The organism is Streptomyces ipomoeae 91-03, from assembly GCF_000317595.1.
In the GTDB taxonomy this organism is placed as follows: Bacteria; Actinomycetota; Actinomycetes; order Streptomycetales; family Streptomycetaceae; genus Streptomyces; species Streptomyces ipomoeae.
Map to the genome: position 1 here is coordinate 1 of NZ_AEJC01000592.1, position 21,336 is coordinate 21,336.

General features: G+C 71.2%; 21 protein-coding genes and 1 riboswitch. Of the genes, 12 read left to right on the top strand and 9 right to left on the bottom strand.

Going from position 1 to position 21,336, the window contains the following annotated elements; all coding sequences use genetic code 11:
* Window positions 1-50: 50 nt before the first annotated feature.
* From STRIP9103_RS38070 to STRIP9103_RS38080, 3 genes are all read right to left on the bottom strand, one after another.
* Window positions 51-452, bottom strand: coding sequence for a DUF3040 domain-containing protein (locus STRIP9103_RS38070; RefSeq protein ID WP_048821712.1), 402 nt, complete (start codon window positions 450-452; stop codon window positions 51-53).
* A 277-nt stretch (window positions 453-729) separates the two neighbouring features.
* Window positions 730-1,500, bottom strand: a complete 771-nt coding sequence (locus tag STRIP9103_RS38075) for a methyltransferase (protein WP_009335699.1) — start codon at window positions 1,498-1,500, stop codon at window positions 730-732.
* Between the two features lie 134 nt (window positions 1,501-1,634).
* A complete protein-coding gene (locus tag STRIP9103_RS38080) occupies window positions 1,635-2,174 on the bottom strand; it encodes an SAV_6107 family HEPN domain-containing protein (protein WP_009335723.1) in 540 nt (179 codons plus the stop codon).
* Between the two features lie 317 nt (window positions 2,175-2,491).
* Between STRIP9103_RS38080 and STRIP9103_RS38085 the strand changes: the two genes are divergently transcribed.
* The 9 genes from STRIP9103_RS38085 (at window position 2,492) to STRIP9103_RS38125 (ending at window position 13,720) form a co-directional block, all read left to right on the top strand.
* Window positions 2,492-3,190 (top strand): class I SAM-dependent methyltransferase, encoded by a 699-nt coding sequence (locus STRIP9103_RS38085; RefSeq protein WP_009335716.1) that lies wholly within the window; start codon window positions 2,492-2,494, stop codon window positions 3,188-3,190.
* Window positions 3,191-3,252: 62 nt separating this feature from the next.
* On the top strand, window positions 3,253-3,948 hold the full coding sequence (locus tag STRIP9103_RS38090) for a TnsA-like heteromeric transposase endonuclease subunit (RefSeq protein WP_009335703.1): 696 nt from the start codon (window positions 3,253-3,255) through the stop codon (window positions 3,946-3,948).
* Window positions 3,945-6,014 (top strand): Mu transposase C-terminal domain-containing protein, encoded by a 2,070-nt coding sequence (locus STRIP9103_RS38095; RefSeq protein ID WP_009335709.1) that lies wholly within the window; start codon window positions 3,945-3,947, stop codon window positions 6,012-6,014. Before STRIP9103_RS38090 ends, STRIP9103_RS38095 begins: the two co-directional genes overlap by 4 nt.
* The gene (locus STRIP9103_RS38100) at window positions 6,011-7,021 is read left to right on the top strand and encodes a TniB family NTP-binding protein (protein ID WP_009335718.1); all 1,011 of its coding nucleotides are present in this window, start codon (window positions 6,011-6,013) and stop codon (window positions 7,019-7,021) included. The genes STRIP9103_RS38095 and STRIP9103_RS38100 overlap by 4 nt, the downstream gene beginning before the upstream one ends.
* The gene (locus STRIP9103_RS38105) at window positions 7,018-7,989 is read left to right on the top strand and encodes a hypothetical protein (protein WP_009335731.1); all 972 of its coding nucleotides are present in this window, start codon (window positions 7,018-7,020) and stop codon (window positions 7,987-7,989) included. Before STRIP9103_RS38100 ends, STRIP9103_RS38105 begins: the two co-directional genes overlap by 4 nt.
* 205 nt (window positions 7,990-8,194) lie before the next feature.
* Window positions 8,195-8,965 (top strand): ATP-binding cassette domain-containing protein, encoded by a 771-nt coding sequence (locus STRIP9103_RS38110; RefSeq protein ID WP_009335728.1) that lies wholly within the window; start codon window positions 8,195-8,197, stop codon window positions 8,963-8,965.
* On the top strand, window positions 8,937-11,021 hold the full coding sequence (locus STRIP9103_RS38115) for a YhgE/Pip domain-containing protein (protein ID WP_009335725.1): 2,085 nt from the start codon (window positions 8,937-8,939) through the stop codon (window positions 11,019-11,021). The genes STRIP9103_RS38110 and STRIP9103_RS38115 overlap by 29 nt, the downstream gene beginning before the upstream one ends.
* Window positions 11,022-11,056: 35 nt before the next feature.
* Window positions 11,057-11,689 (top strand): TetR/AcrR family transcriptional regulator, encoded by a 633-nt coding sequence (locus tag STRIP9103_RS38120; RefSeq protein WP_048821713.1) that lies wholly within the window; start codon window positions 11,057-11,059, stop codon window positions 11,687-11,689.
* Between the two features lie 516 nt (window positions 11,690-12,205).
* Window positions 12,206-13,720 (top strand): phytoene desaturase family protein, encoded by a 1,515-nt coding sequence (locus tag STRIP9103_RS38125; RefSeq protein ID WP_009335720.1) that lies wholly within the window; start codon window positions 12,206-12,208, stop codon window positions 13,718-13,720.
* 42 nt (window positions 13,721-13,762) lie between these two features.
* On the opposite strand, the gene STRIP9103_RS38130 is transcribed toward STRIP9103_RS38125, so the two are convergent.
* From STRIP9103_RS38130 to STRIP9103_RS38155, 6 genes are all read right to left on the bottom strand, one after another.
* On the bottom strand, window positions 13,763-14,707 hold the full coding sequence (locus STRIP9103_RS38130) for an SCO2102 family sporulation regulator (RefSeq protein ID WP_009335730.1): 945 nt from the start codon (window positions 14,705-14,707) through the stop codon (window positions 13,763-13,765).
* A 56-nt stretch (window positions 14,708-14,763) separates the two neighbouring features.
* Window positions 14,764-15,687 carry a methylenetetrahydrofolate reductase [NAD(P)H] gene (gene metF / locus STRIP9103_RS38135; protein ID WP_048821714.1) on the bottom strand — a complete coding sequence of 308 codons (924 nt, stop codon included), beginning with the start codon at window positions 15,685-15,687 and terminating at the stop codon, window positions 14,764-14,766.
* 154 nt (window positions 15,688-15,841) lie between these two features.
* Window positions 15,842-16,504 (bottom strand): thiamine phosphate synthase, encoded by a 663-nt coding sequence (gene thiE / locus STRIP9103_RS38140; protein WP_009335693.1) that lies wholly within the window; start codon window positions 16,502-16,504, stop codon window positions 15,842-15,844.
* Window positions 16,505-16,664: 160 nt separating this feature from the next.
* Window positions 16,665-17,030: an Rv2175c family DNA-binding protein gene (locus tag STRIP9103_RS38145; RefSeq protein WP_009335705.1), complete on the bottom strand. Its 366-nt coding sequence runs from the start codon at window positions 17,028-17,030 to the stop codon at window positions 16,665-16,667.
* Window positions 17,031-17,210: 180 nt separating this feature from the next.
* Window positions 17,211-18,395, bottom strand: a complete 1,185-nt coding sequence (locus STRIP9103_RS38150) for an NAD(P)/FAD-dependent oxidoreductase (protein ID WP_048821715.1) — start codon at window positions 18,393-18,395, stop codon at window positions 17,211-17,213.
* A gap of 78 nt (window positions 18,396-18,473) precedes the next feature.
* Window positions 18,474-18,836, bottom strand: coding sequence for a hypothetical protein (locus tag STRIP9103_RS38155; RefSeq protein ID WP_009335701.1), 363 nt, complete (start codon window positions 18,834-18,836; stop codon window positions 18,474-18,476).
* A 52-nt stretch (window positions 18,837-18,888) separates the two neighbouring features.
* Window positions 18,889-19,000, top strand: a riboswitch (TPP riboswitch).
* On the opposite strand from STRIP9103_RS38155, the gene thiO reads away from it, so the two are divergent.
* The 3 genes from thiO to STRIP9103_RS38170 all read left to right on the top strand — a co-directional run bounded on the left by thiO (window position 18,998) and on the right by STRIP9103_RS38170 (window position 21,213).
* Entirely contained in the window at window positions 18,998-20,191 is a 1,194-nt protein-coding gene (thiO, locus tag STRIP9103_RS38160; protein WP_009335695.1) for a glycine oxidase ThiO, read from the top strand. Its footprint overlaps the riboswitch before it by 3 nt.
* A gap of 23 nt (window positions 20,192-20,214) precedes the next feature.
* Window positions 20,215-20,415 (top strand): sulfur carrier protein ThiS, encoded by a 201-nt coding sequence (gene thiS, locus STRIP9103_RS38165; protein WP_048821717.1) that lies wholly within the window; start codon window positions 20,215-20,217, stop codon window positions 20,413-20,415.
* Between the two features lie 3 nt (window positions 20,416-20,418).
* A complete protein-coding gene (locus STRIP9103_RS38170; RefSeq protein ID WP_009335691.1) occupies window positions 20,419-21,213 on the top strand; it encodes a thiazole synthase in 795 nt (264 codons plus the stop codon).
* Window positions 21,214-21,336 lie beyond the last annotated feature (123 nt).

The following is a 21,336-nucleotide window of genomic DNA, read 5'->3' on the forward strand; positions in this document are numbered from 1 at the left end:
ACCCTTCGTCCGTCTTCATCTGTGGCTGTCGAGCCGGCAACCCGGAGGGCTCAGTGGCCGCCCTGCTCGTCGCGACGGCGCTGCCAGCGCTGTTCGATCCGGTCCATCATGGAGCGGCGCTGTCGTGTCTGACGACGGGCACCGGGAGCGCCTGCGGCACCGGTGGGCTGCTCACCCGGCTTCGGGGCCTTGCGCCAACCGGTGACGGCGAGCACCGCGCAGCCCAGCATGACGAGGAACCCCACCACGCTGACCCAGATCTGCTGTGCGACCATTCCGGCCATGAGGAGCGCGATACCCACAAGAAAGCCCGCGACCGCCTGGTAGACCCGCCGCCGGGTGTACGTACGCAGCCCGCTTCCCTCAAGCGCTGACGCGAACTTGGGATCTTCGGCGTACAGCGCTCGCTCCATCTGCTCGAGCATGCGCTGCTCGTGCTCTGAGAGCGGCACGGAGTCCTCCTCATCGTGCGGTCGCCGGGGCGACCCGGGGGGTCCTCTTCAGGATAGGCAGGGAATCGCCCCCTTGAAACCCGCCCCTCTACGCCAATTCGCCAACCGGAACCCGCCATGGCACCCCGATTCGCTGAGGTGTGGATTCCCCAGCGAACGGCCCGTCATGCCGGACGGTCTCCCTCGATCATACGGCTCCTGCCGCCCGATCGGGGGGCCTGTGGCGTACTCCATCCGCCGTCGAGCCCCTGATCAGCGGGCTCGGCACAGGAGGCGCTCAGACCTCGCCGGTCCCCCGTGACTCACCCAACACATGAAGCTGCGTGGCCACGGAGTGGAACGCGGGCAGTTCGGCAGCCGCGGCCTCCAGCTTGAGCAGGGCGTCCAGCGCGCCGGGCTCGGTGTCGACGAGGACGCCGGGGACCAGATCGGCGAAGACCCGGACGCCGTGCACGGCGGCGACGGAAAGACCCGCGCCCTCGACGAGCGCGGTGAGTTGCTCGGCGGTGAAGCGGTGGGGCACCGGATCACCCTCGCCCCAGCGTCCGTTCGGGTCGTCCAGCGCCCGCTTGGCCTCCTTGAAGTGCCCGGCGAGGGCCCGCGCGAGCACCGCGCCGCCCAGACCGGCGGCGAGGAGGCTGAGCACACCGCCGGGGCGCAGCGCGGCGACCGCGTTGCCGATGCCCTCGGCCGGGTCGTCCACGTACTCCAGGACGCCGTGGCACAGCACGGCGTCGTAGCCGCCGCGCTCGACGACGTCGAAGAGGCCGTGGGCATCGCCCTGCACGCCCTGGACGCGGTCGGCGACGCCGGCCTCGGCGGTCCGGCGCTCCAGCGCGAACAGCGCGTTCGGGCTGGGGTCGACGACGGTGACGCGGTGGCCGAGGCGGGCCACGGGCACCGCGAACTTGCCGCTGCCGCCCCCGGTGTCCAGCACGTCGAGCGCATGGCGTCCCGTGGCCTTCACCCGGCGTTCGAGGGCGTCCTGGAGGACCTCCCAGACCACGGCGGTACGGAGGGAGGCGCGGGGGCGCGTGGGGTCCGACACGGCAGTTGACTCCTCGGCGCGGCACCGCCTGGTGTGCGGCGGAGCGGTGGGCTTGCGGCTCCGCCGGTGGCCGATGGCCACGGGCGGAGGGTGCGGGTGCCCTCAACCCTAATGGGCGACGCCGGGGCGATCGGTCAGCCGGCGTCCGGGACGTCTCGGTCGCCGTCCTGCCGGGGCTGCGGCAGCACCGGTTGGAGGACCAGCATCCGCTCGACGAGGCGCAGGAACATCGCCACGTCGCGTATGAGGTCATCGGCGTCGCGCGCGCTCGCCGCGCCCTGTATGCCCGCTTCGGCACGGGCCCGGCGGGCGGCGCCGGAGGCGAACAGGGCGCTCCACTCGGCGAGTTCGGGCGCGATCTCGGGGAGCACTTCCCAGGCGCTCCGGATCCTGGCCCGGCGTTTCGGGGTCGGCTCGGGGCGGCCCCGGGCGGCGAGCACCGCGGCGGCGGTGCGCAGGGCGGCGAGGTGGGCGGTGGCGTAGCGCTCGTTGGGGGTCTGGAGCGCGGATGCCTCGTCGAGTCCGGCGTGGGCCTGGGCGAGCAGGTCCAGCGCGGCGGGCGGGGCGGTCGCCCGGCGCAGCACGGGGTGCACATCGCTCGCCGGGCCGGTCAGTGAGGGGGCAGGGCCGGTGGCGCGGCGCCGGTTGGCGGCTGCTGCGTGGTAGCTGGCCATGACGAACCTCCTGTCGTCTTCGGACGGCACGCCTCATACGGGGTGCCGTATGTGCCCATCGTGAGGTATGCCACTGACAATCCGTTCTGACCTGGCCTTTTGCTTCGCTCACAGGTTCGGGGTAGTTTTTGCACTGACCGGTCAGTTCAAAAACATGGAGGGGTTCGAAGCCATGGGCGAGCCACCGGTGTCGGGTCGCGTGTGATGTGGCGAGTGCGCACGTGATCTGGCGAGAGCCGTGGCGAGTTCTCATTCGATCTGGCGAGGATTCCGGTGATCGTCTGCGCTCGGGGGGCCATGCCGTGTACGGGAGAGGTATGACGCAGACAGCTGATCCTCAGTCCTTCGACCGGTTCGCCCTCGACTACGACCGCTTTGTGAGCCTGCTCCCGGGGCAGAACACCGCCTGGCTGCTCGGGCTGGGCTTGAAGGGCAAGCGTGCTCTGGACGCCGGCTGCGGTTCGGGGCACGCGGTCGAGGCCCTGGCGGACAGCTTCGAGGAAGTCGTCGGCCTGGACCTGAGTGCTCCCCTGATCGAGATCGCCAGGGCCAAGAGGGCACGGCCCAACGTGCGCTATGTGATCGAGGATCTGTTCGCGCTAAAAGACGAAGACGGCTTCGACCTGGTCTACAGCCACACGATGATGCACCACCTGGAGGACTACCGCGCGGGCTTGGAGCACTTGAAGAGCCTCGTGCGGCCCGGCGGCACCGTTGCTCTGATCGACAACGTGTGTGATCTGTATCCGCCGCCGCCGCGCAAGGCGTACACCTGGCCCGCATTGTGGAACTTCCCTAGTGAGATCCGACGCGTGGGTCTTCGCGACGCGTGGTTCCAGTTGCGCTTCTGGCACAGCCAGCCGTGGCTGGCGCACCTGCTCAGCGACCACTACCTGTCGCGTGAACAGTTCCGCGAGCTCTACGGGAGTGTCTTCCCCGGGGCCCGGTTCGATGACCTCGGCTTCGCCTTGGCTATGGCCTGGACAGCTCCGCCGAGCAGGGGTGATGCCGAGTGACGCGGCTGTCGACTGTCTCTGGGACGGCGCCCGCCCGGGTCGAGGGCTTCGAGGTGGGCTTTATGGGAGGTGACGGAGTGGAACGCCGGGTACCGCTTGCCAGGGTCGCCGGGGTGCGGTTCGAGGACGGGCGGCCGGTGCGCGAGTTCCCCTCGTACCGAGGGCAGCGGAACTATCCGGGCCTGTACTGGTCGGCGACGGGCGGCACGCATGTCGGGTACGAGTCATGGTTGGAGCGAGACCATGCGATGGCCCTGGACTTCGACCCAACTGTGACCGCGTTGGTCTCGCAGCCGCTGTGGCTGTTCTGGGAGAACGAGCGGGGCAAGTCCGTCTCGCACGCGCCGGATTACTTCGTGCGCCACGCTGACGGGTCGGTGCTGCTGGTGGACTCCCGGCCCGAGAACCGGCGTCCTGCGCGGGACTTGGCGAAGTTCGCCGCGACTGAGCGGGCCTGCGCTGAGATCGGCTGGAACTACGCCCTGTGGGGCGAACTGGACCCGGTGGAGTCCGCGAACCTGCGCTGGCTGGCCGGCTACCGGAATCCGCGCTGTTTCAACGCCGAAGTCGCCGCACGACTCCGGGAGTTCTTCGCGGCCCCTGGACTGCTGATGGAGGGGGCCGAGGAGGCCGGTGACCCGATCGCCGTGCTGCCGGTGCTCTTCCACCTGATGTGGCGCCAGGAACTCCTCTGCGACCTATCGGTCCTGCTCGGCGACCGCACGGTGGTGCGTCTTGCGCAAGTGGACGAGCGATGAGGCCGCGCCCGCTGCTGAAGGTCGGGGACCGGGTGGTCTTCGGCGGGCTGGAGCATACCGTCGTGGCCGTCGCCGGGACGACGGTGCGGCTGCTGTCGGCTGCTGGTGAGCCGTCGACGGTGCTGGTGGCCTATCTGTTCGCGGCGCCGGATTTCGAGGTGGTCGGCTCGGCACCGGTGCCCCCGCTGACCTCTCAGGGGCTGCTGGAAGGGCTGCCGAAGAAGGTCGCTGAGGCGGCCTGCCGGTGGGAACGCCACCTGGTGGAGATCGAGACGGGGCTGCCGCCGGACGCGCCGGCCGGAGCTGTTCCGCGGCCGGAGTACGACCCGGCGTCCCGTTGCCTGGCCGAGCGGGAGAAGGCGAAGGCCGCCGAGTTGTCGGCGGCCGGGCAGCGGACGGGCCTGCGCACGATCCAGCGGATGCGCCGACGTTATCGGGAACAGGGCCTTTGGGGTCTGGTCGATGGCCGCTACGCGCCGAGGCCGAAGCCGACGGGGAACGTGGACTCCCGCGTGGTGGAGGCCACCATCACGGCGATCGAGGCCCAGACCGGCACGTCCACGGGCACCAAGGCCCGGATGCTGCGGCAGGTCGAGCGCTTCGTGCACGACGAGTACGGCGACGCGGTCGCGATGCCCTCCCGGGCGACGTTCTACCGCCTGGTCGACGCGCTGTCGGCGGGCCGCCACACCTTCGGCTCGGCCGTCACCCGCCGCCAGACGGCCAACCGGCCGGCCGGTGTGTTCACCGCCATGGTCGCGGCCCGGCCCGGCGAACAGGTGCAGATTGACACCACGCCGCTGGACGTGATGGCCGTCATGGACGACGGAGTGCTGGGTCGCACCGATCTGACGATCGCCGTCGACATCGCCACCAGGACCATCTGCGCGGCGGTGCTGCACCCGGCCGGGGCGAAGGCGGTGGACGCCGCCCTGATGCTGGCCCGCATGGTCGTTCCGGAGCCGGTACGCCCCAACTGGGACGAGTCGCTGCGCATGTCGGCGTCGCGGATTCCGCACGCCCGTCTGCTGGACATCGACACCCGTCTGGAACTCACAGCGGCGAAACCGGTGATCGTGCCGGACACCATCGTGATCGACCGAGGCAGGGTCTACCTGTCGGAGACGTTCCTGCGGGCCTGCCGCACCCTCGGTATCTCGGTGCAGCCCTGCCATCCCCGCTCGCCTGCGGAGAAGGGGGTGGTGGAGCGGACATTCGGCTCGATCAACTCGCTGTTCGCCCAGCACGTCGCCGGTTACACCGGCCGGGACGTCACCCGTCGCGGCGCCGATGCCGAGAACCGGGCCGCCTGGACAGTGGCGGACCTCCAGGACCTCTTGGACGAGTGGATCGTGGCTGGCTGGCAGATGCGCCCGCACGAGGGCCTGCGGCACCCGCTGACCCCGGACCGGCCGCTGTCGCCGAACGAGGCATACGCCGCCATGGTCGCCGCTGCCGGATACGTCCCAGTCACCCCGACCGGCGAGGACTACATCGAGATGCTGCCCGCCTGCTGGCGCGGCATCAACGACTACGGCGTCCAGATCGACTACCGCACTTACAACAGCCCCGGGCTTGCTCCCTATCGGCGCCGGTCCTCCGGCGTGACCGCCCAGCGCGGCGCCTGGGAGGTCCACTACGACCCCTACGACCTGACCCGGATCTGGGTCCGCGACCACCACAAAGGCGGCTGGATCACCGCCGAGTGGACCCAGCTGCCGCTCATCCGCCAGCCGTTCGCTGACTTCACCTGGCGCTATGCCCGCAAAGTCGCGTCCACGCGGGGCGTCGACGCCACCAACGAGTCCTCCGTCGCCGTGGTGCTGGCCGGCATCCTCAAGCGCGCCGAGGAAGGCCCTGGGCCCGAGCGGCGGGCCACCGCGAAGGCCCGCGCAGCCACCGCCATGCCCCGCCGCCTGCCTATTCCGCTGCAAGCACCGCCCCCGCCCCCGCCCGTGATCGACGAGCCGGATGACGAGGACGAGCCGGCGGCCGAAGCGTTCAGCGGCGGTGAGGTCGTGCCCTTCGGGCTCTACGACCCCTTCGCGGAAGGGGACGGACAGTGAGCCAGGACATCGAGGGCATGCCCCCGCTGGCCAGCCTGGACGGCTGGCGCGCGTTCATGTCGCAGAGCATGCCCGAGCCGCCCGCGCTGCTGCCAGAGGAAGCCTGGCGGGGACTGAGCCGCATCGAGCGGAGCGTCTACGACCAGGCCCGCACCGGCTACCACGACGCCCTGCTGCTGGTCAGCACTCCAGCGATCCGGCAGATCACCACGACCGGGACGAAGCTGATCGCCCGCAATACGCGGCGCCAGACCGGCCGCAAGGGGCTGATCGTCTCCGGGCCGTCCGGCACCGGCAAGACCACCTCGGTCTCCCAGCTCGGCAAGCGGCACCAACTCAAAATCGAACGCACGGCACCGGTCGATACTTCGGGTGAACGCATCCCGGTCGTCTACATCGTCACCCCGCCCGCGGTGAAGCCCCGCGACCTGGTGATCGAGCTGGCCGCGTTCCTCGGACTGCCCTACGCCTACCGCGAGAGCCCACAGGTGATCACCCACAACGTGATCTCCATCCTGCACAAGGTCCGCTGCCGTCTGGTCATCGTGGACGAGATCCACAATCTCGATCTCACGACCCGTAATGGCCAGGACGCCTCCGACCAGCTGAAATACCTCTTCGAGCAGATCCAGGCGACGTTCGTCTACGCGGGAGTCAACGTCACTGAGAACGGGCTGTTCTCCGGCCTGCGAGGCCGCCAGCTCGCCGGCCGCTTCATCACCCTCAACACCGGCCCGTTCGAGCACGACACCCCACAGCAGCGCGAGGACTGGGAACGCGTCGTCATGACGATGGAATCCACTCTCCGCCTGCACCGGCACACCCCGGGCACCCTCCGCAGGCACGGTTCCTACCTGCACAAACGCACCAGCGGCATGATCGGCAGCCTCGACCAGCTCATCTATGAGGCGGCCAACGACGCCATCGCCGACGGCACCGAGAAGATCACCAAACGGCACCTTGAAGCCGTCGTCCTCGACACCGCTGCCGAGGAGGTCCGCTCATGAAGCGCTGGGAACGGCCGGCCCGGTCCCTCCCGCTGAGGGCCCGGCCCATGCAGGACGAATCGGTGGTCTCGTTCGTCATGCGGCTCGCCGCCGCGAACGACTTCCCGCCCTCGCTCCTGTTCCGCACCATCGGGGACTGCGTTCCGGGCAAACACGTCCTGCACCGTGATGCCATCCTCAACGCCGCCGCCGTTGACCGACTCGGCGTCCTTTCCCGCACCCCGGCCGACCACCTCAGACGCGCGCTGCCGGGTCTGAGCCACACGCCCTCCTACGTCCCGCTCCCGGTCGCGACGCCAACCGTCCGGTTCTTTCGCCTTCCCTATCCGATGCTGGCCTGCCGCACCTGCACGCTGAAGCACGGCTCGGCAACCGCCTTCGCCTGGGAACACCGAGACCGCGACGAGGCCCGCTACGTCTGCACCACGCACCGCCGCTGGATCAAAAGCGCACCGCAGTACCACCTCACGGATGCACCCGAGATCGTTACCGCCCAGAACGAGTACGACGCACTCGCCATGCGCTATGACCAGGCCGAAGCCGCCTCCGGACTCTTCCAGGCATGGAACATCACGACCGGTTGGCTGCGAGACGAACGGCATTCAACGCTGATGCGTCGTTGGAGAACCCGGGCTGAAGCCATCGGCGCCGCTGGCCCCGCCTCCGCCGCCGTCAGGTTCCCCGAGATGATCCGGCTCGCCCCCATGCTGATCCACCCCGGCTGGCGGACTCACGTCATTCGTGAGGGGCCATGGCGCCTCGCGCGGTTCTTTCGCCGTGCTGCCCAGGTTGTCGGGACGGACTACGAGCTTTTCCCCGACCGGAACGGACGCGAGGACCCGCTCGTCACCTGGGCCCTGAACCTGCGGTCGTGCCACACCAGCCGATCGCTTCCACTCTCCCGTCGAGCGAGCTCCCTGCGGGGAACCCGAGCGACGCCCCTACCCGAAAGTCGCCACTTCGTATGAGAAAGACGACCGATGAAGATCTCACCGCACCTGGCGAGCCCCAGTTCACCAACACCGACCACTCGCCAGGTCAGAAGAGAACCAACAACCGGGAAGGGACACCGGGCCGGATGGGGACGAGACCCGGCCCGAGGGGGTCGAGGCAGTCGCCGTCGGCGCCGAGGGCCTTGGGCTCAAGGGGTCGCGCGGCTGGGTCTTCCGGGATGTGGCGTTCGACGCGGAGCCGGGGGCGCTGATCGCCGTCGAGGGGCCGTCCGGGTCGGGGCGGACCTGTCTGCTGCTCACGCTCACCGGGCGGATGAAGCCGAGCGAGGGGCACGCCACGGTCGGCTCGTTGCGGCTGCCGAAGCAGATGGCGACCGTCCGTCGGATCAGTGCCCTCGCCCACGTCCCCGGTGTCACCGACCTCGAACCGGCCCTGACCGTCGAGGAGCACCTGCGTGAACGGGCGCTGCTGCAGCGGCGGTTCGACGGCTCCCTGCGCGGGTTGCTGCGCCCACGGGCCGAGCGTGCCGCCGAGGCGAGGCTCCGGATCGACACCGCGCTGGCCGCCGCCGGGCTCGACCGCACGTCGCCGGCCAAGGGCGCCCGGACCGCCGTACGCGATCTCGACCGGCTGGAGGCGCTGCGGCTGTCCGTCGCCCTGGCGCTCGTCGGGCGGCCCCGGCTGCTCGGTGTGGACGACGCCGACCTGAAGCTCTCCGGCGCCGAACGGGCCGAGATGTGGGCCCTGTTGCGGTCCCTCACCGAGTCCGGCGTCACGGTCGTGGCGGTGTGCAGCGAGGCCCCGGAGGGGGCGGTCGTCGTGTCGACGGCGCCCGGGAAACCGGCACGCGCGCGTGAGGACGTACGTCACGGCGGGCGTGCGCGTCCGAGGCTTCGGCAACCGGCACGCGCGCGTGAGGACGTACTCGAGACCCCCGCCCAGGACGACGAGGAGACGGCCGATGCGCTCGCCGGGACTGGCCGCGCTTGAGCTCAGGCGGTTCGGCCGGGGCAGGTTGTCGCGCGCGGCCCTGGTCTCGCTCCTGCTGCTGCCCCTGCTGTACGGCGCGCTGTACCTGTGGTCCTTCTGGGACCCGTACGGCCGTCTCGACCGGATCCCGGTGGCGTTGGTGAACGACGACAAGAGGGCGACGGTCGGCAAGCAGAGGCTCACGGTGGGCGACGACATCACCGAGGGGCTGCGGGACAGCGACACCTTCGAGTGGCATCGCGTGAGCGCCGCCGAGGCGCGCGAGGGCGTCGAGGACGGCACGTACTACCTGTCGTTGACCATGCCGTCGGACTTCAGCGAGAGGATCGCCTCCAGCTCCGGGGACTCACCGGAGACGGGCGCGCTTCAGGTGCGTACGAACGACGCGAACAACTACATCGTCGGGCAGATCTCGCGGACGGTGTTCGCGGAGGTGCGTACGGCTGCGTCGACGAAGGCGTCGCGGTCGTTCCTGGACCGGATCTTCATCTCGTTCTCGGACATCCATGAGAAGACCGAGAGGGCGGCGGACGGCGCCGACGGCCTCAAGGGCGGGATCGACAAGGCGGAGAAGGGCTCCAAGGACCTCGCGAACGGGCTGAAGGACGCCAAGGAGGGCAGCGGGAAGCTGTCCGGCGGGCTGAAGGACCTGGACGAGGGCGCGGGCGACCTGGAGGACGGCGCCCAGCAGGTCGCGGACGGCACCCAGAAGCTCGCCGACAAGGTCGACGGAGTGGCCGACCAGGTGCGGCCGTTCCTCAAGGAGAACGACGGCACGATCGCCGACACCGCCACCCTGGTCGCCGATTCGGCGGCGACGATCCGGGGCCACCTGGACACCTTCGTCAAGACGGCGCCGGCCGCCGAGACGGGCACCCGCGCCGCGTCCGACACCTTGAACGACGTCTATGGGCGACGTTGCGAGGAGGCGGTGCTGCCCGACGCGGCCTGCTCCGACCTGAAGAAGGCGAAGGAGGCCGCGGCGGAGACGGCGGTGCTCGCCGAGGACGTCAACACGGTGGTGAAGAACTACGACGGAGACCTGAAGGCCTTCGACGAGGACCTGAAGACCCTGGAACAGCAGGCCCGCGCCCTCGCCAAGGCGGCGCCCACCCTCTCCGAGGACCTCGACAACGCGGTCACCAAGGTGAACGCGCTCAACAAGGGCGCCACGAAGGTCGCCAAGGGTGCCAAGACCCTGCACACGGGCCTCGGCACCGCCAAGACCGGCGCGGACGAGCTCGACACGGGTGTCGGCGACCTCAAGACGGGCGCGAACGACCTCAAGGGCGGCATGTTCAAGCTGGCCGACGGCTCGGAGAAGCTCGCCGGTGGCCTCCACGACGGCGCCGAGCGCATCCCGGACTACGATGAACAGGACCGCGACCGGCGCACCGAAGTGATGGCCGACCCGGTGCGGTTGGCCTCCAGGGACCTGCACAAGGCGCCCAACTACGGCACCGGGTTCGCCCCGTACTTCATCCCGCTGTCCCTGTGGGTGGGCGCGATGGTGGCGTACATGCTGATCCCGCCGCTCAACCGGCGTGCCCTCGCGGCGGGCGCGTCGGCCTGGCGGATCGCGCTGGCGGGCTGGCTCCCGGTGGCCGCCCTGGGCGTGCTGCAGACGGTCGCGCTGATGGCGGTGCTGCACTGGGCGGTCGGCCTGGAGATGGCGCGGGCGGCCGGGACGGTGGGCTTCCTGTTCCTGGTGACGGCGTGTTTCGCGGCGATCGTGCAGTGGCTCAACGCGCGCTTCGGGGCGGCGGGCCGGATCCTCGTCCTCGCCTTCCTGATGCTCCAGTTGACGTCCGCGGGCGGCACGTATCCCGTGCAGACCAGCCCGGACTTCTTCAACGCGGTGCATCCCTTCCTGCCGATGAGCCATGTCGTGGACGCCCTCAGGAGGCTCATCACGGGCGGCGGCCTGGGGCCGGTGTGGCAGGCGTGCGCCGTGCTGGCGGCCTTCACCGCGGGCGCCCTCGCGCTGACCACCCTGTCGGCCCGCCGCAAGCAGGTGTGGACCCTGGACCGACTGCACCCGGAGTTGAGCCTGTGACCACGCGCCGCACGGTTCCTGTGACAATCAGGGCCATGGAAAGCAGCAACGCCCCCGGCGGCGCAGGCGGGGGCCGCCGCGAGGCGACCCGGCAGAAACTGTACGAGGCGGCCGTCACCCTGATAGCGGAGCAGGGGTTCTCCGCCACCACGGTGGACGAGATCGCCGAGCGCGCCGGTGTCGCCAAGGGCACGGTCTACTACAACTTCGCGAGCAAGTCGGTCCTCTTCGAGGAGCTGTTGCGGCACGGAGTGGGACTCCTCACCGCCTCCCTGCGGGAGGCGGCCGAACGGACCGCCAAGGACGGCGGCAACAGCGTCGACGCCCTGGACGCGATGATCCGTGCCGGGCTCGTCTTCATCGACCGCTACCCGTCCTTCACCCAGCTCTACGTCGCCGAACTGTGGCGCACCAACCGGGCCTGGCAGTCGACGCTGATGGTGGTCCGGCAGGAGGCGGTCGCGGTCGTCGAGGGGGTCCTCCGCGACGGCGTCTCGGCGAGCGAGCTGAGCGACGAGATCGACGTCGGACTGACCGCGTCGGCCCTCGTCGGCATGGTCCTGGTGGCCGCCCTCGACTGGAAGGCCTTCCAACCGGAACGCTCCCTGGACGACGTCCACTCGGCACTGTCCCGGTTGCTGCAGGGCCGGGTGAGCGGCAAGGAATAGCCGGGCCGGGGCTGTGGAGCCTTTCGTCACCGGGCGCATACGAGAGCGCCGGTCCGAACTGGCCGCGTCCCCCGCGGGCCACCTCGAACCGGCGACTCCCGTACCCCCGTGCCTCTCTCCCGCCGACCGGCCGAAGCCTCGAACCCGCCGACGGAAGGAGCGGTCAAGAACGCGAGACCCGTTCCGCCGCCCCGTGCCGGCGGTACCGGAGCCGCGCCCCTTCCCGTGCCTCCACTCTCCCGTTCCCGCAGGTGAGAGCCCATCCGCACACCTACTCATCTCCCGCACTAGGTACGCGTACTCAGCCCCCCGCACTCATGCCCGGACGGGCCCGTTGCCGACTGGTGACGAACACGCCCGCACACGTACTCCCTGAGGGGGCGCGGGGCGGTGACATGTGCGGCTCCGCCGCGTGGGCGCGGGTAACCACGGACGACCCGCACCCGCCAAAGCACCGCACCACCCGAGCTCACCCGCGAGAACGAAAGGACAGCGGCGACCGCTAAGGTCGCTGACATGGCAAGGATTGCGGTGATCGGCGCCGGTCTGGGCGCAATGGCGGCTGCCACCCGGCTGGCCGTCGCGGGCCACCGGGTGGTGGTGTACGAGCGCACGGCGACGTACGGCGGTGGCGTGGGCCGGTTCGAGCGCGACGGCTTCGCGTTCGACACGGGCCCGGGGCTGCTGCCGCTGCCGGCCGTCTACCGCGATCTGTTCCTCAAGACCGGCAAGGAGCCGCTGGAGAAGTGCGTCGACCTGGTCCAGGTCGACCCGACGGCCCGCCACGTCTTCGCGGACGGCACCGACCTGACGCTGCCGAACGCCTCGCGCGCGGGCGTGGTCGCCGCCCTGAACACGGCGCTCGGCCCGGGCGCGGGCGACCGCTGGGGGGACTTCCTGGTACGGGCCCGCGAGGCCTGGGACCGCACCCGCCGGCCCCTCCTGGAGGAGCCGCTGTGGCCCGACTGGCGGATGCTCGGGGAGCGCGAGCCGTACCCGGCGGTGCCCCACAAGCGGTTCCTGCGCACCCGGCGCGCCGCCACCCTGGCCGAGGTCGGCGCCTGGGAGCTGCGCGACCCCCGGCTGACGGCCCTGCTGGAGAGCCACGCCCTCGCGTACGGCCTCGACCCCCGGACCACCCCGGCGAGCGCGGCGGTGCTGCCGTACATGGAGCACGCGTTCGGCACCTGGTATGTCCGGGGCGGGATGCGGGAGTTGGCGCGGGCGCTGTACGAGCGGTGTCTGGCGCGGAAGGTCGAGTTCGTCTTCGACACCGAGGTCACGGGGGTCGTGGAGAAGGACGGCCGCGCGGCCGGGGTGGAGCTCCGGGACGGGGCGGTGGCCGAGGCCGACTTCGTGGTGGCCGGGGTCGCGCCCGAGGTGCTGGGCCGGGCCGTACGACAGTCGGTCGTGCGCGGCGACGGGGACGTGCCGCCTCAGCGCGGGGTGACGAGCCGTCTCACGGTGCTGCTGGCGCTGCGCGGTGGCCGCCCGGAGGGCACGGCGCATCGCACGGTGGTGCACGCGGAGGAGCGGGAGACCGAGCTGGACCTGCTGTTCGACACCGGCTCCGGGACGGTCGCACGGCCGACGGTCACGGTGCTGCGCCCCGACGATCCGGCGCTCGTGCCGGACTCCGGCCACGAGGCGGTCACCGTGACATCGATGGTGCCGGCGCGGCCCGACCGGGACCGGACCGAGCCGGACGTCTTCGGCCACCACGCGGAGCAGCTGATCACCGCCGCCGAGCGCGCCGTACCCGACCTCCGCGACCGCCTCCTCTGGCGCGAGGTCCTGACCCCGGCCGACATCGGGAAGGCGACCGGCACGGAGGGCGGCGCGATCCCCGCCCCGGCGCTCGCCGCGGGCGACGGCCGCTGGCTGCATCCGTCCAACAGCACCGCGCTACCGGGGCTGTTCACCGTCGGCGGTTGGTCCCACCCCGGCGGCGGGCTCCCGCACGCCGGTATGTCGGGCGCGCTGGTGGCCGGACTGATCGTGGAGGGGCCGGACTTCCGCGGCTCCCGGTGAGGCCCTGCCCGTCACAGGGCTCAGTGCCCCGGTGGCCGTTCTTCAGAAACGGTACTGCTGCTCGTCGAAGCCGTTCCCGCCGTTGCCGCTCCCCTGGTGGGGATACGACTCCTCCTGCGGAAGTCCGGTGCCGAACGCGTCGAAGGGCTCGTCCGTGTTGCGCTGCTGCGGGACCCAGACGCCGCCCGGCGGGGTCTCGTTGTAGGTGGTGCCGTTGCCGTACTGGTCCTGGCCGTAGCCCTGTTGCCCGTAGCCCTGCTGGCCGTAGGACGGGTCGTACGTGGCGGTGGCGTCGTAGGTCTGGGTGCCGATGTACGGGTCGGAGTAGGCGGAGTACTGCTGCTGGGCGGGGTCGTAGCCGTAGCTCTGCTGGTCGTAGCCGTAGTAGGCCAGGGCCTCGTCCTGGGACTGGGCGGCGGGGGCGTAGGGCTGGGCGGGGGCGGACGGGAAAGCGTCGTCGCCGTAGACACCGTAGGCGTTGGTGTCGTCGGGCAGGGGCTCCGGGGAGTAGACGGCGGTCGTCTCGGCCGCGGACGGCGGGGACGACCGCGGGCGGGCGAAGACGTCGTCGTCGCGGTCGAGGAGGTCGTCGTCGGGCTGGGGATATGTTCCGGCAGCGGTGGTCTCCAGGTCGGAGACCTCCAGGCTGGGCTCCTGACGCTCGGGCTCACTGCGGCGCCGCTTCTTGCCGAACTTGCCGGTCCTGCCGCCTTCCCCGTCCTCACTGGGGCGCGGCGGGCGCACGGCCCAGCCCGCCTCGAAGCCACGGCGGAACGACAGGGTCACAAACGTCTGCCCCACCGCGAAGCCGACCGCGCCCAGGGCGATGACCGGCACGGAGGGGATCAGTACACCGAGGACGACACCGAGGAACCCGGCGAAGGCGAGCAGCCGCCAGCGCAGCCGCGCCTTGTACTGCAGCAGTACCTCACCCAGCAACCACAACGCGACGATGCCGAACGCGATGTAGAGGACCGTCCAGCCCATGTACGCCCCTCTCCCTGTGGCCGCTACGCAGTGTGTCGTACGTGAGTGCGACCGGTCTAGGCCCTCGGTGAGTCGTGCAGGCCCAGGTTCTCGTAGATTTCCAGTGTCGCCGTGGAGTTGTTCAGCGTGATGAAGTGAAGTCCGGGGACTCCCTCGTCCAGCAGCCGTCGGCAGAACTCCGTAGCGAACTCAATGCCAATGGAGCGTACAGCGGCCGGATTGTCTTTGGCTGTGACGATCCGCTCTTTGAGGTCGTCCGGGATGGCCGCGTTGCTGAGCTTGGGCAGGCGCTCCAGCATCTTCACGCTGGTGACGGGCATGACCTCCGGAATGACGGGCGTCTCGCAGCCGGCCGCCGCAACCGCGTCCCTCAGACGCAGGTACGACTCCGGGTGGAAGAACATCTGCGTGATCGCGTAGTCGGCTCCGGCCCGGCACTTGTCGACGAAGCGTGCCACATCGCTGTCCCAGTCGGGGGAGCGGGGGTGCATCTCGGGGAAGGCGGCGACGCCGACGCAGAAGTCACCCGACTCCTTGATGAGCCGGACCAGTTCGGCCGCGTACGTCAGACCCTGGGGGTGCGGCACCCACTCACCCATGGGGTCGCCGGGCGGGTCGCCGCGCACCGCGAGCATGTTGCGGATTCCGGCGTCCGCGTACTGGCCGATGATGTTGCGCAGTTCGGCGACGGACTGGCTGACCGCGGTGAGGTGGGCGACCGGGGTGAGGGTGGTGTCGGCGGCGATCTGCTCGGTCGCCCGCACCGTACCGGCCCGCGTCGAGCCGCCCGCACCGTAGGTCACGGAGACGAAGCTGGGGGCGACCGCCTCGATCCTGCGGAGGGCGTTCCACAGGTTCCGCTCACCCTTCTCGGTCTTGGGAGCCCAGAACTCGAACGAGTACGTGGTCTTGCCCGTGGCGAGCATGTCACGCACTGTGCGTGCGCGATCCGTCCTGGTGGAAGCGGTTCCTAGGGCCATGACCGCAGGTTAGTCAGGTCGCGCCGGTCCCCCAACCAGAGGAAGGATTTTTGTCCGTTTTGCCGACCTATTGTTCACCCCTTGGACAACTCGGCGGTACAGGTCGCGGGGAAGCCGGCGTCCGCGCACGGTCTCGCCGGGGCGGGCGGGAGCGCTAGAGGGCGCGCAGGCGCTTGGTGAACTCCGCCGCCGCGGCTCCCGGGTCGTCGGCCTCCGTGATCGCCCGGACGACGACGACCCGGCGGGCGCCCGCCTCGACGACCTCGTCCAGGTTGCCCAGGTCGATGCCGCCGATGGCGAACCAGGGGCGGTCGGTGCCCAGCGCGGCGGCGTACCGCACGAGGTCCAGGCCCGGGGCGTGCCGGCCGGGCTTGGTGGGGGTGGGCCAGCAGGGGCCCGTGCAGAAGTAGTCCACGCCCTCCTGGACGGCGGCGGCAGCGGCCTCCTCCTCGGAGTGCGTGGAGCGGCCTATGAGAACGCCGTCGCCGAGGATGGCGCGGGCGGCGGGGACCGGGAGGTCGCCCTGCCCGAGGTGCAGGACGTCGGCGCCCGTGGGGTGGGCGGCCCTCGTGGCGTGCGCCACGTCGGCGCGGTCGTTCACCGCGAGCAGCTTGCCGTGCGCCCGGCATCTGTCGGCGAACACCTCCAGGTGCTCCAGCTCCTCCGCCGCCTCCATGCCCTTGTCGCGCAGCTGCACGATGTCCACGCCGCCGCTCAGCACCGCGTCCAGAAACTCCAAGAGGTCGCCCTGGCGCTTGCGGGCGTCCATGCAGAGGTAGAGCCGGGCATCGGCGAGCCGGTCGGCGGTGTTGGGCATGGGAAGTCCCCCATTGGCGGTGCGGTGTCGGTGCGGCGTACGGGACCGGCGATCCCCGGGGACCGGGGCCCGTACGCCGCACAGGCGGCTGTTCCAGTGCTGCGGTGCTGCGGATGTCGCTGGTGTTCTTGGTGTTGCTCGGTGTTTCAGGCGCTTCGGGTCAGACGGCGAGCGCCTGCGCGCGGCGCTTCACCTCCGTGCCGCGATTCTCGCTCAGGGCCTGGGCCGGGGTGCCGGGCAGGCTCGGGTCGGCGGTGAAGAGCCACTCCAGCATCTCTTCGTCGGTGAAACCGTCGTCCCTCAGCAGCGTCAGGGTCCCGGACAGGCCCTTGACGACCTTGTCTCCGTCGATGAAGGCGGCGGGGACGTGCAGCGCGCGGTTCTCACCACGGCGTACGGCGATGAGCTGGCCGTCCTTGACCAGCTGCCGCACTCGGGTCACCTCGACGCCGAGCATCTCGGCGATGTCGGGGAGGGTCAGCCACGCGGGGACGAGAGCATCGATCTTTGCGTCAATCTCGGTCACGTCACCAAGACTGCCATCCCGGACTGACAGTGGGTAGCGGAGACGCCCCCGACGAGGGCCGACAGGGGGTGCCGGGCGGCGCCGAGGGAGGCTGGTCACGGAAGCGGAAGCGGAAGCGGAAGGGGAAGGGGAAGGGGAAGGCGACGACGGCGTCCCCGCTGTGCCGTCGCCGCCCCTCCCCTACGTCGTCGCCGCCTTCAGTGGCCTCGTCGGGTCGGTCAGCAGGGCCGGGTTCATCGGGGTGGCCGATTCGATCAGACGGCGGCCCTGGGCGAGGTCTCTGGGTCGGCCCACCGCGAGGAGGGCCACCAGGCGGTTCTCGCGGAGCCAGCAGACCGTCCAGGCGGGGGTCGTGGGGTCGCCCCGCCAGAGGGTGGTGTCGGCGGCGGGGTGGTGGCCTGCGTACTGGACGAAACGGCCGAACTGTTCCGACCAGAAGTACGGGACCGGGTCGTACGGCGCCGGGGACTCGCCGAGGATGTTGGCGGCCACCGTGCGGGGGCCCTGGAGGGCGTTGTCCCAGTGATGGACCAGGAGGCGTTCGCCGTATCGGCCCGACGGGAACGAGGCGCAGTCCCCTACCGCGTAGACGTCCGGCGCGGAGGTGCGGAGGTGGTCGTCGGCCACCACCTCGCCATGGGCGCCCAGCTCGATGCCCGAGTCCTTCAGCCAGGCCGTGGCCGGACGGGCGCCGATGCCGACGACCACGGCTCCGGCGGAGACCCGGGAGCCGTCGTCCAGGACCACCGCTCCGGGCTCGACGCGCTCCACGCGCGCGTTCGTGCGCAATGAGGTCCCGCTGTCCGCGTACCAGGCGGCCATCGGCGCGGCCACCTCGGCGGGCAGCGCGCCCGCGAGCGGGCGGTCGGCGGCCTCGACGACCGTCACCGCGCAGCCCGCCTCCCGCGCGGCGGTGGCGAACTCCGCGCCGATCCAGCCCGCGCCCACGACCACGATGTCGTGCTGCTGGGCCAGCACCGGCCGCAGCCGCTCGGCGTCGTCCAGGGTGCGCAGCAGATGCACCCCGGGCACACCCTCCGCGCCCGGCAGCCGGACCGGCTCCGCGCCGGTGGCGATGACCAGGACGTCGTACGGGACCGGGCCGGCGGCGGTGTCGAGTTGATGGTCGCCAGGGCGCACACCCGACACCTCGCGGCCGAGCCGGAGTTCGATGTCGAGCGCCTCGAAGTCGACGTCGAAGGCGGAGCCCTCGGCCTTGCCGAGCAGCACGGCCTTGGACAGCGGCGGCCGGTCGTACGGCTGGTGCGGCTCCGCGCCGATCAGCGTCACCTCGCCGGGGAAACCCTGCTCCCGCAGGGCGACCGCGGTCTGCACCCCGGCCATGCCCGCGCCGACGACGACCACGCGCCGCGGCGCCGCCCCGTCCCGTTGCTCCGTCTTCCCCGTCTGCTCGCTCACCCGATCACCATAGTCACCTGACCATTAGTCAGTCAGCGGGTCCGGCGTCTCGTGGACCTGTTCCACGACGCTCGTCCCGCTGCCCGGCCGCGACTCCCACTCCCAGGCCTCCTCCAGGCGGACGCGGCCGTCGGGCAGCTCGACCACCAGGGACACACAGTGGCCGGAGGCGGTGGTTCCGTCGGTCTTCAGCTGTACGTACCGGAAGTCCAGGCGGTCGCCCGCGCGCGTGCCCACCAGATGGCCGCGCACGACGTCGCCGCCCGCGTACTCGGCCCAGATCTCGCCGTCCTTCTCGTGGTAGGCGAACCGGGTGCGGGTGCCCACCTGACCCGGTGCCTGGTCCACGACGGGGGCGAGGACGAGACCGTCGAGAGAACGCGGCATGGGACGAGGCTCCCTTACTGAGGCGAACGGCACGGGCTAGGGTGGGCCACCGTAGAGCACTCGCGGGAGCCCGGACGCACCGGGCTGAGAGGGAGGCTGGCGGCCTCCGACCGTACGAACCTGATCCGGGTCATGCCGGCGAAGGGAGGGGCTGGACGCCCATGTCGCGTACGCACACATCAGACGTCCTCGTCGTGGGGGGCGGGATCATCGGGCTCGTCACGGCGTGGCGGGCCGCGCGGCGCGGGTTCGCCACGGCCGTGGTGGACCCCGAGCCCGGTGGCGGGGCCGCGCAGGTGGCGGCCGGGATGCTCGCCGCGGTCACCGAGCTGCACTACGGCGAGCAGACGCTGCTGGGGCTCAACCTGGAGTCCGCGCGCCGTTACCCGGACTTCGTGGCCGAGCTGACGGAGGCGACGGACCTGGACCTCGGCTACCGCCGGTCCGGCACGCTCGCGGTCGCCCTCGACGCCGACGACCGCGCCCATCTGCGGGAACTGCACGCCCTGCAGCGCCGGTCGGGTCTGGAGTCCGAGTGGCTGAGCGGGCGCGACTGCCGGCGGCTGGAGCCGATGCTGGCGCCGGGCGTGCGCGGCGGACTGCGGGTCGACGGTGACCATCAGATCGACCCGAGACGGCTCGCCAGGGCCCTCCTCACGGCCTGTGAGCGCGCCGGGGTGGTCTTCCGGCGGGCCTGGGCCGAGGAGCTGCTGGTGGCCTCCGAGCGGGCCGTCGGGGTCCGGACCGGCGACGGCACCCGGCTGGCCGCCGGGCAGGTCGTGCTCGCCGCGGGCAGCCTCAGCGGGCGGCTCGCGGGTGTGCCGGAGGAGGTGCTGCCGCCGGTGCGGCCGGTGAAGGGGCAGGTGCTGCGGCTGACCGTGCCGAAGCCGTACGCGCCCTTCCTGAGCCGGACCGTGCGCGCGGTGGTCCGGGGCAGCCATGTCTATCTGGTGCCCCGCGAGAACGGCGAACTGGTCGTCGGCGCCACCAGCGAGGAGCTCGGCTGGGACACCACGGTGACCGCGGGCGGGGTGTACGAACTGCTGCGCGACGCCCATGAACTCGTGCCCGGCATCACCGAACTCCCGCTCACCGAGACCCGCGCGGGACTGCGTCCCGGCTCCCCCGACAACGCGCCCCTCCTCGGCCCCACCGAACTCGACGGCCTGCTCCTCGCGACCGGCCACTACCGCAACGGGGTCCTCCTCACCCCGGTCACCGGCGACGTCATGGCGCACGTTCTGACCACCGGTGAACTGCCGGAGGAGGCCCGGGACTTCACACCGCTGCGGTTCCGCGCCGGCGCGCCACGGGAAGTCGGGAACGTCAGGGAACTCACGGAGCAGCCCGCATGAGCACCATGGACACCACTCACGTCATGACCGTCTTCGTCAACGGCGAGCGGCGGCAGGTCGCCGCGGGCACCGCCCTCGACACCGTCGTACGGACACTCACCGCGTCCGCCTCCGGTGTCGCCGCCGCGCTCAACGAAACCGTCGTCCCACGCGCGCAGTGGACGTCGACCGCCCTCTCCGAGGGGGACCGTGTCGAGGTCCTCACCGCCGTCCAAGGAGGCTGACCCATGGCCGACGACTCCTTCGTCCTCGGCGGTACGACCTACTCGTCCCGCCTGATCATGGGCACGGGCGGCGCGCCCAGCCTCGATGTCCTGGAGCGCGCGCTGGTGGCCTCCGGCACCGAGCTGACGACGGTCGCCATGCGCCGGGTGAACGCCTCCGTGCACGGCTCGGTGCTGTCCGTGCTCGACCGGCTGGGCATCCGGGTGCTGCCCAACACGGCCGGCTGCTTCACCGCGGGCGAGGCCGTGCTGACCGCGCGGCTCGCGCGTGAGGCGCTCGGTACGGATCTGGTGAAGCTGGAGGTCATCGCCGACGAGCGGACGCTGCTGCCCGATCCGATCGAGCTGCTGGACGCGGCCGAGACGCTGGTCGACGACGGCTTCACGGTGTTGCCGTACACGAATGACGATCCTGTGCTCGCGCGGAAGCTGGAGGACGTCGGCTGTGCCGCGATCATGCCGCTCGGGTCGCCGATCGGGTCCGGGCTCGGTATTCGCAACCCGCACAACTTCCAGTTGATCGTGGAGCACGCGCGTGTGCCGGTGATTCTCGACGCCGGGGCCGGTACGGCGTCGGACGTCGCCCTCGCGATGGAGCTGGGATGTGCGGCCGTGATGCTCGCGTCCGCCGTGACCCGGGCGCAGGAGCCGGTGCTCATGGCCGAGGGGATGCGGCATGCGGTGAAGGCGGGGCGGCTGGCGTACCGGGCGGGGCGGATTCCTCGGCGGCATTTCGCGGAGGCGTCGTCGCCCAGCGAGGGGCTGGCGCGGCTGGATCCGGAACGGCCGGCGTTCTGACCCGGTTTCGCCCCCGCCGCCCCTACCCGTCCCTCCCCCACTCTCGGCTTCGCTCGAGCGGGGGGACCCCCACCCAGGGGCTGCGCCCCTCCGACCCCTTGCCCAAGAGCTCGGGAGGGTGGG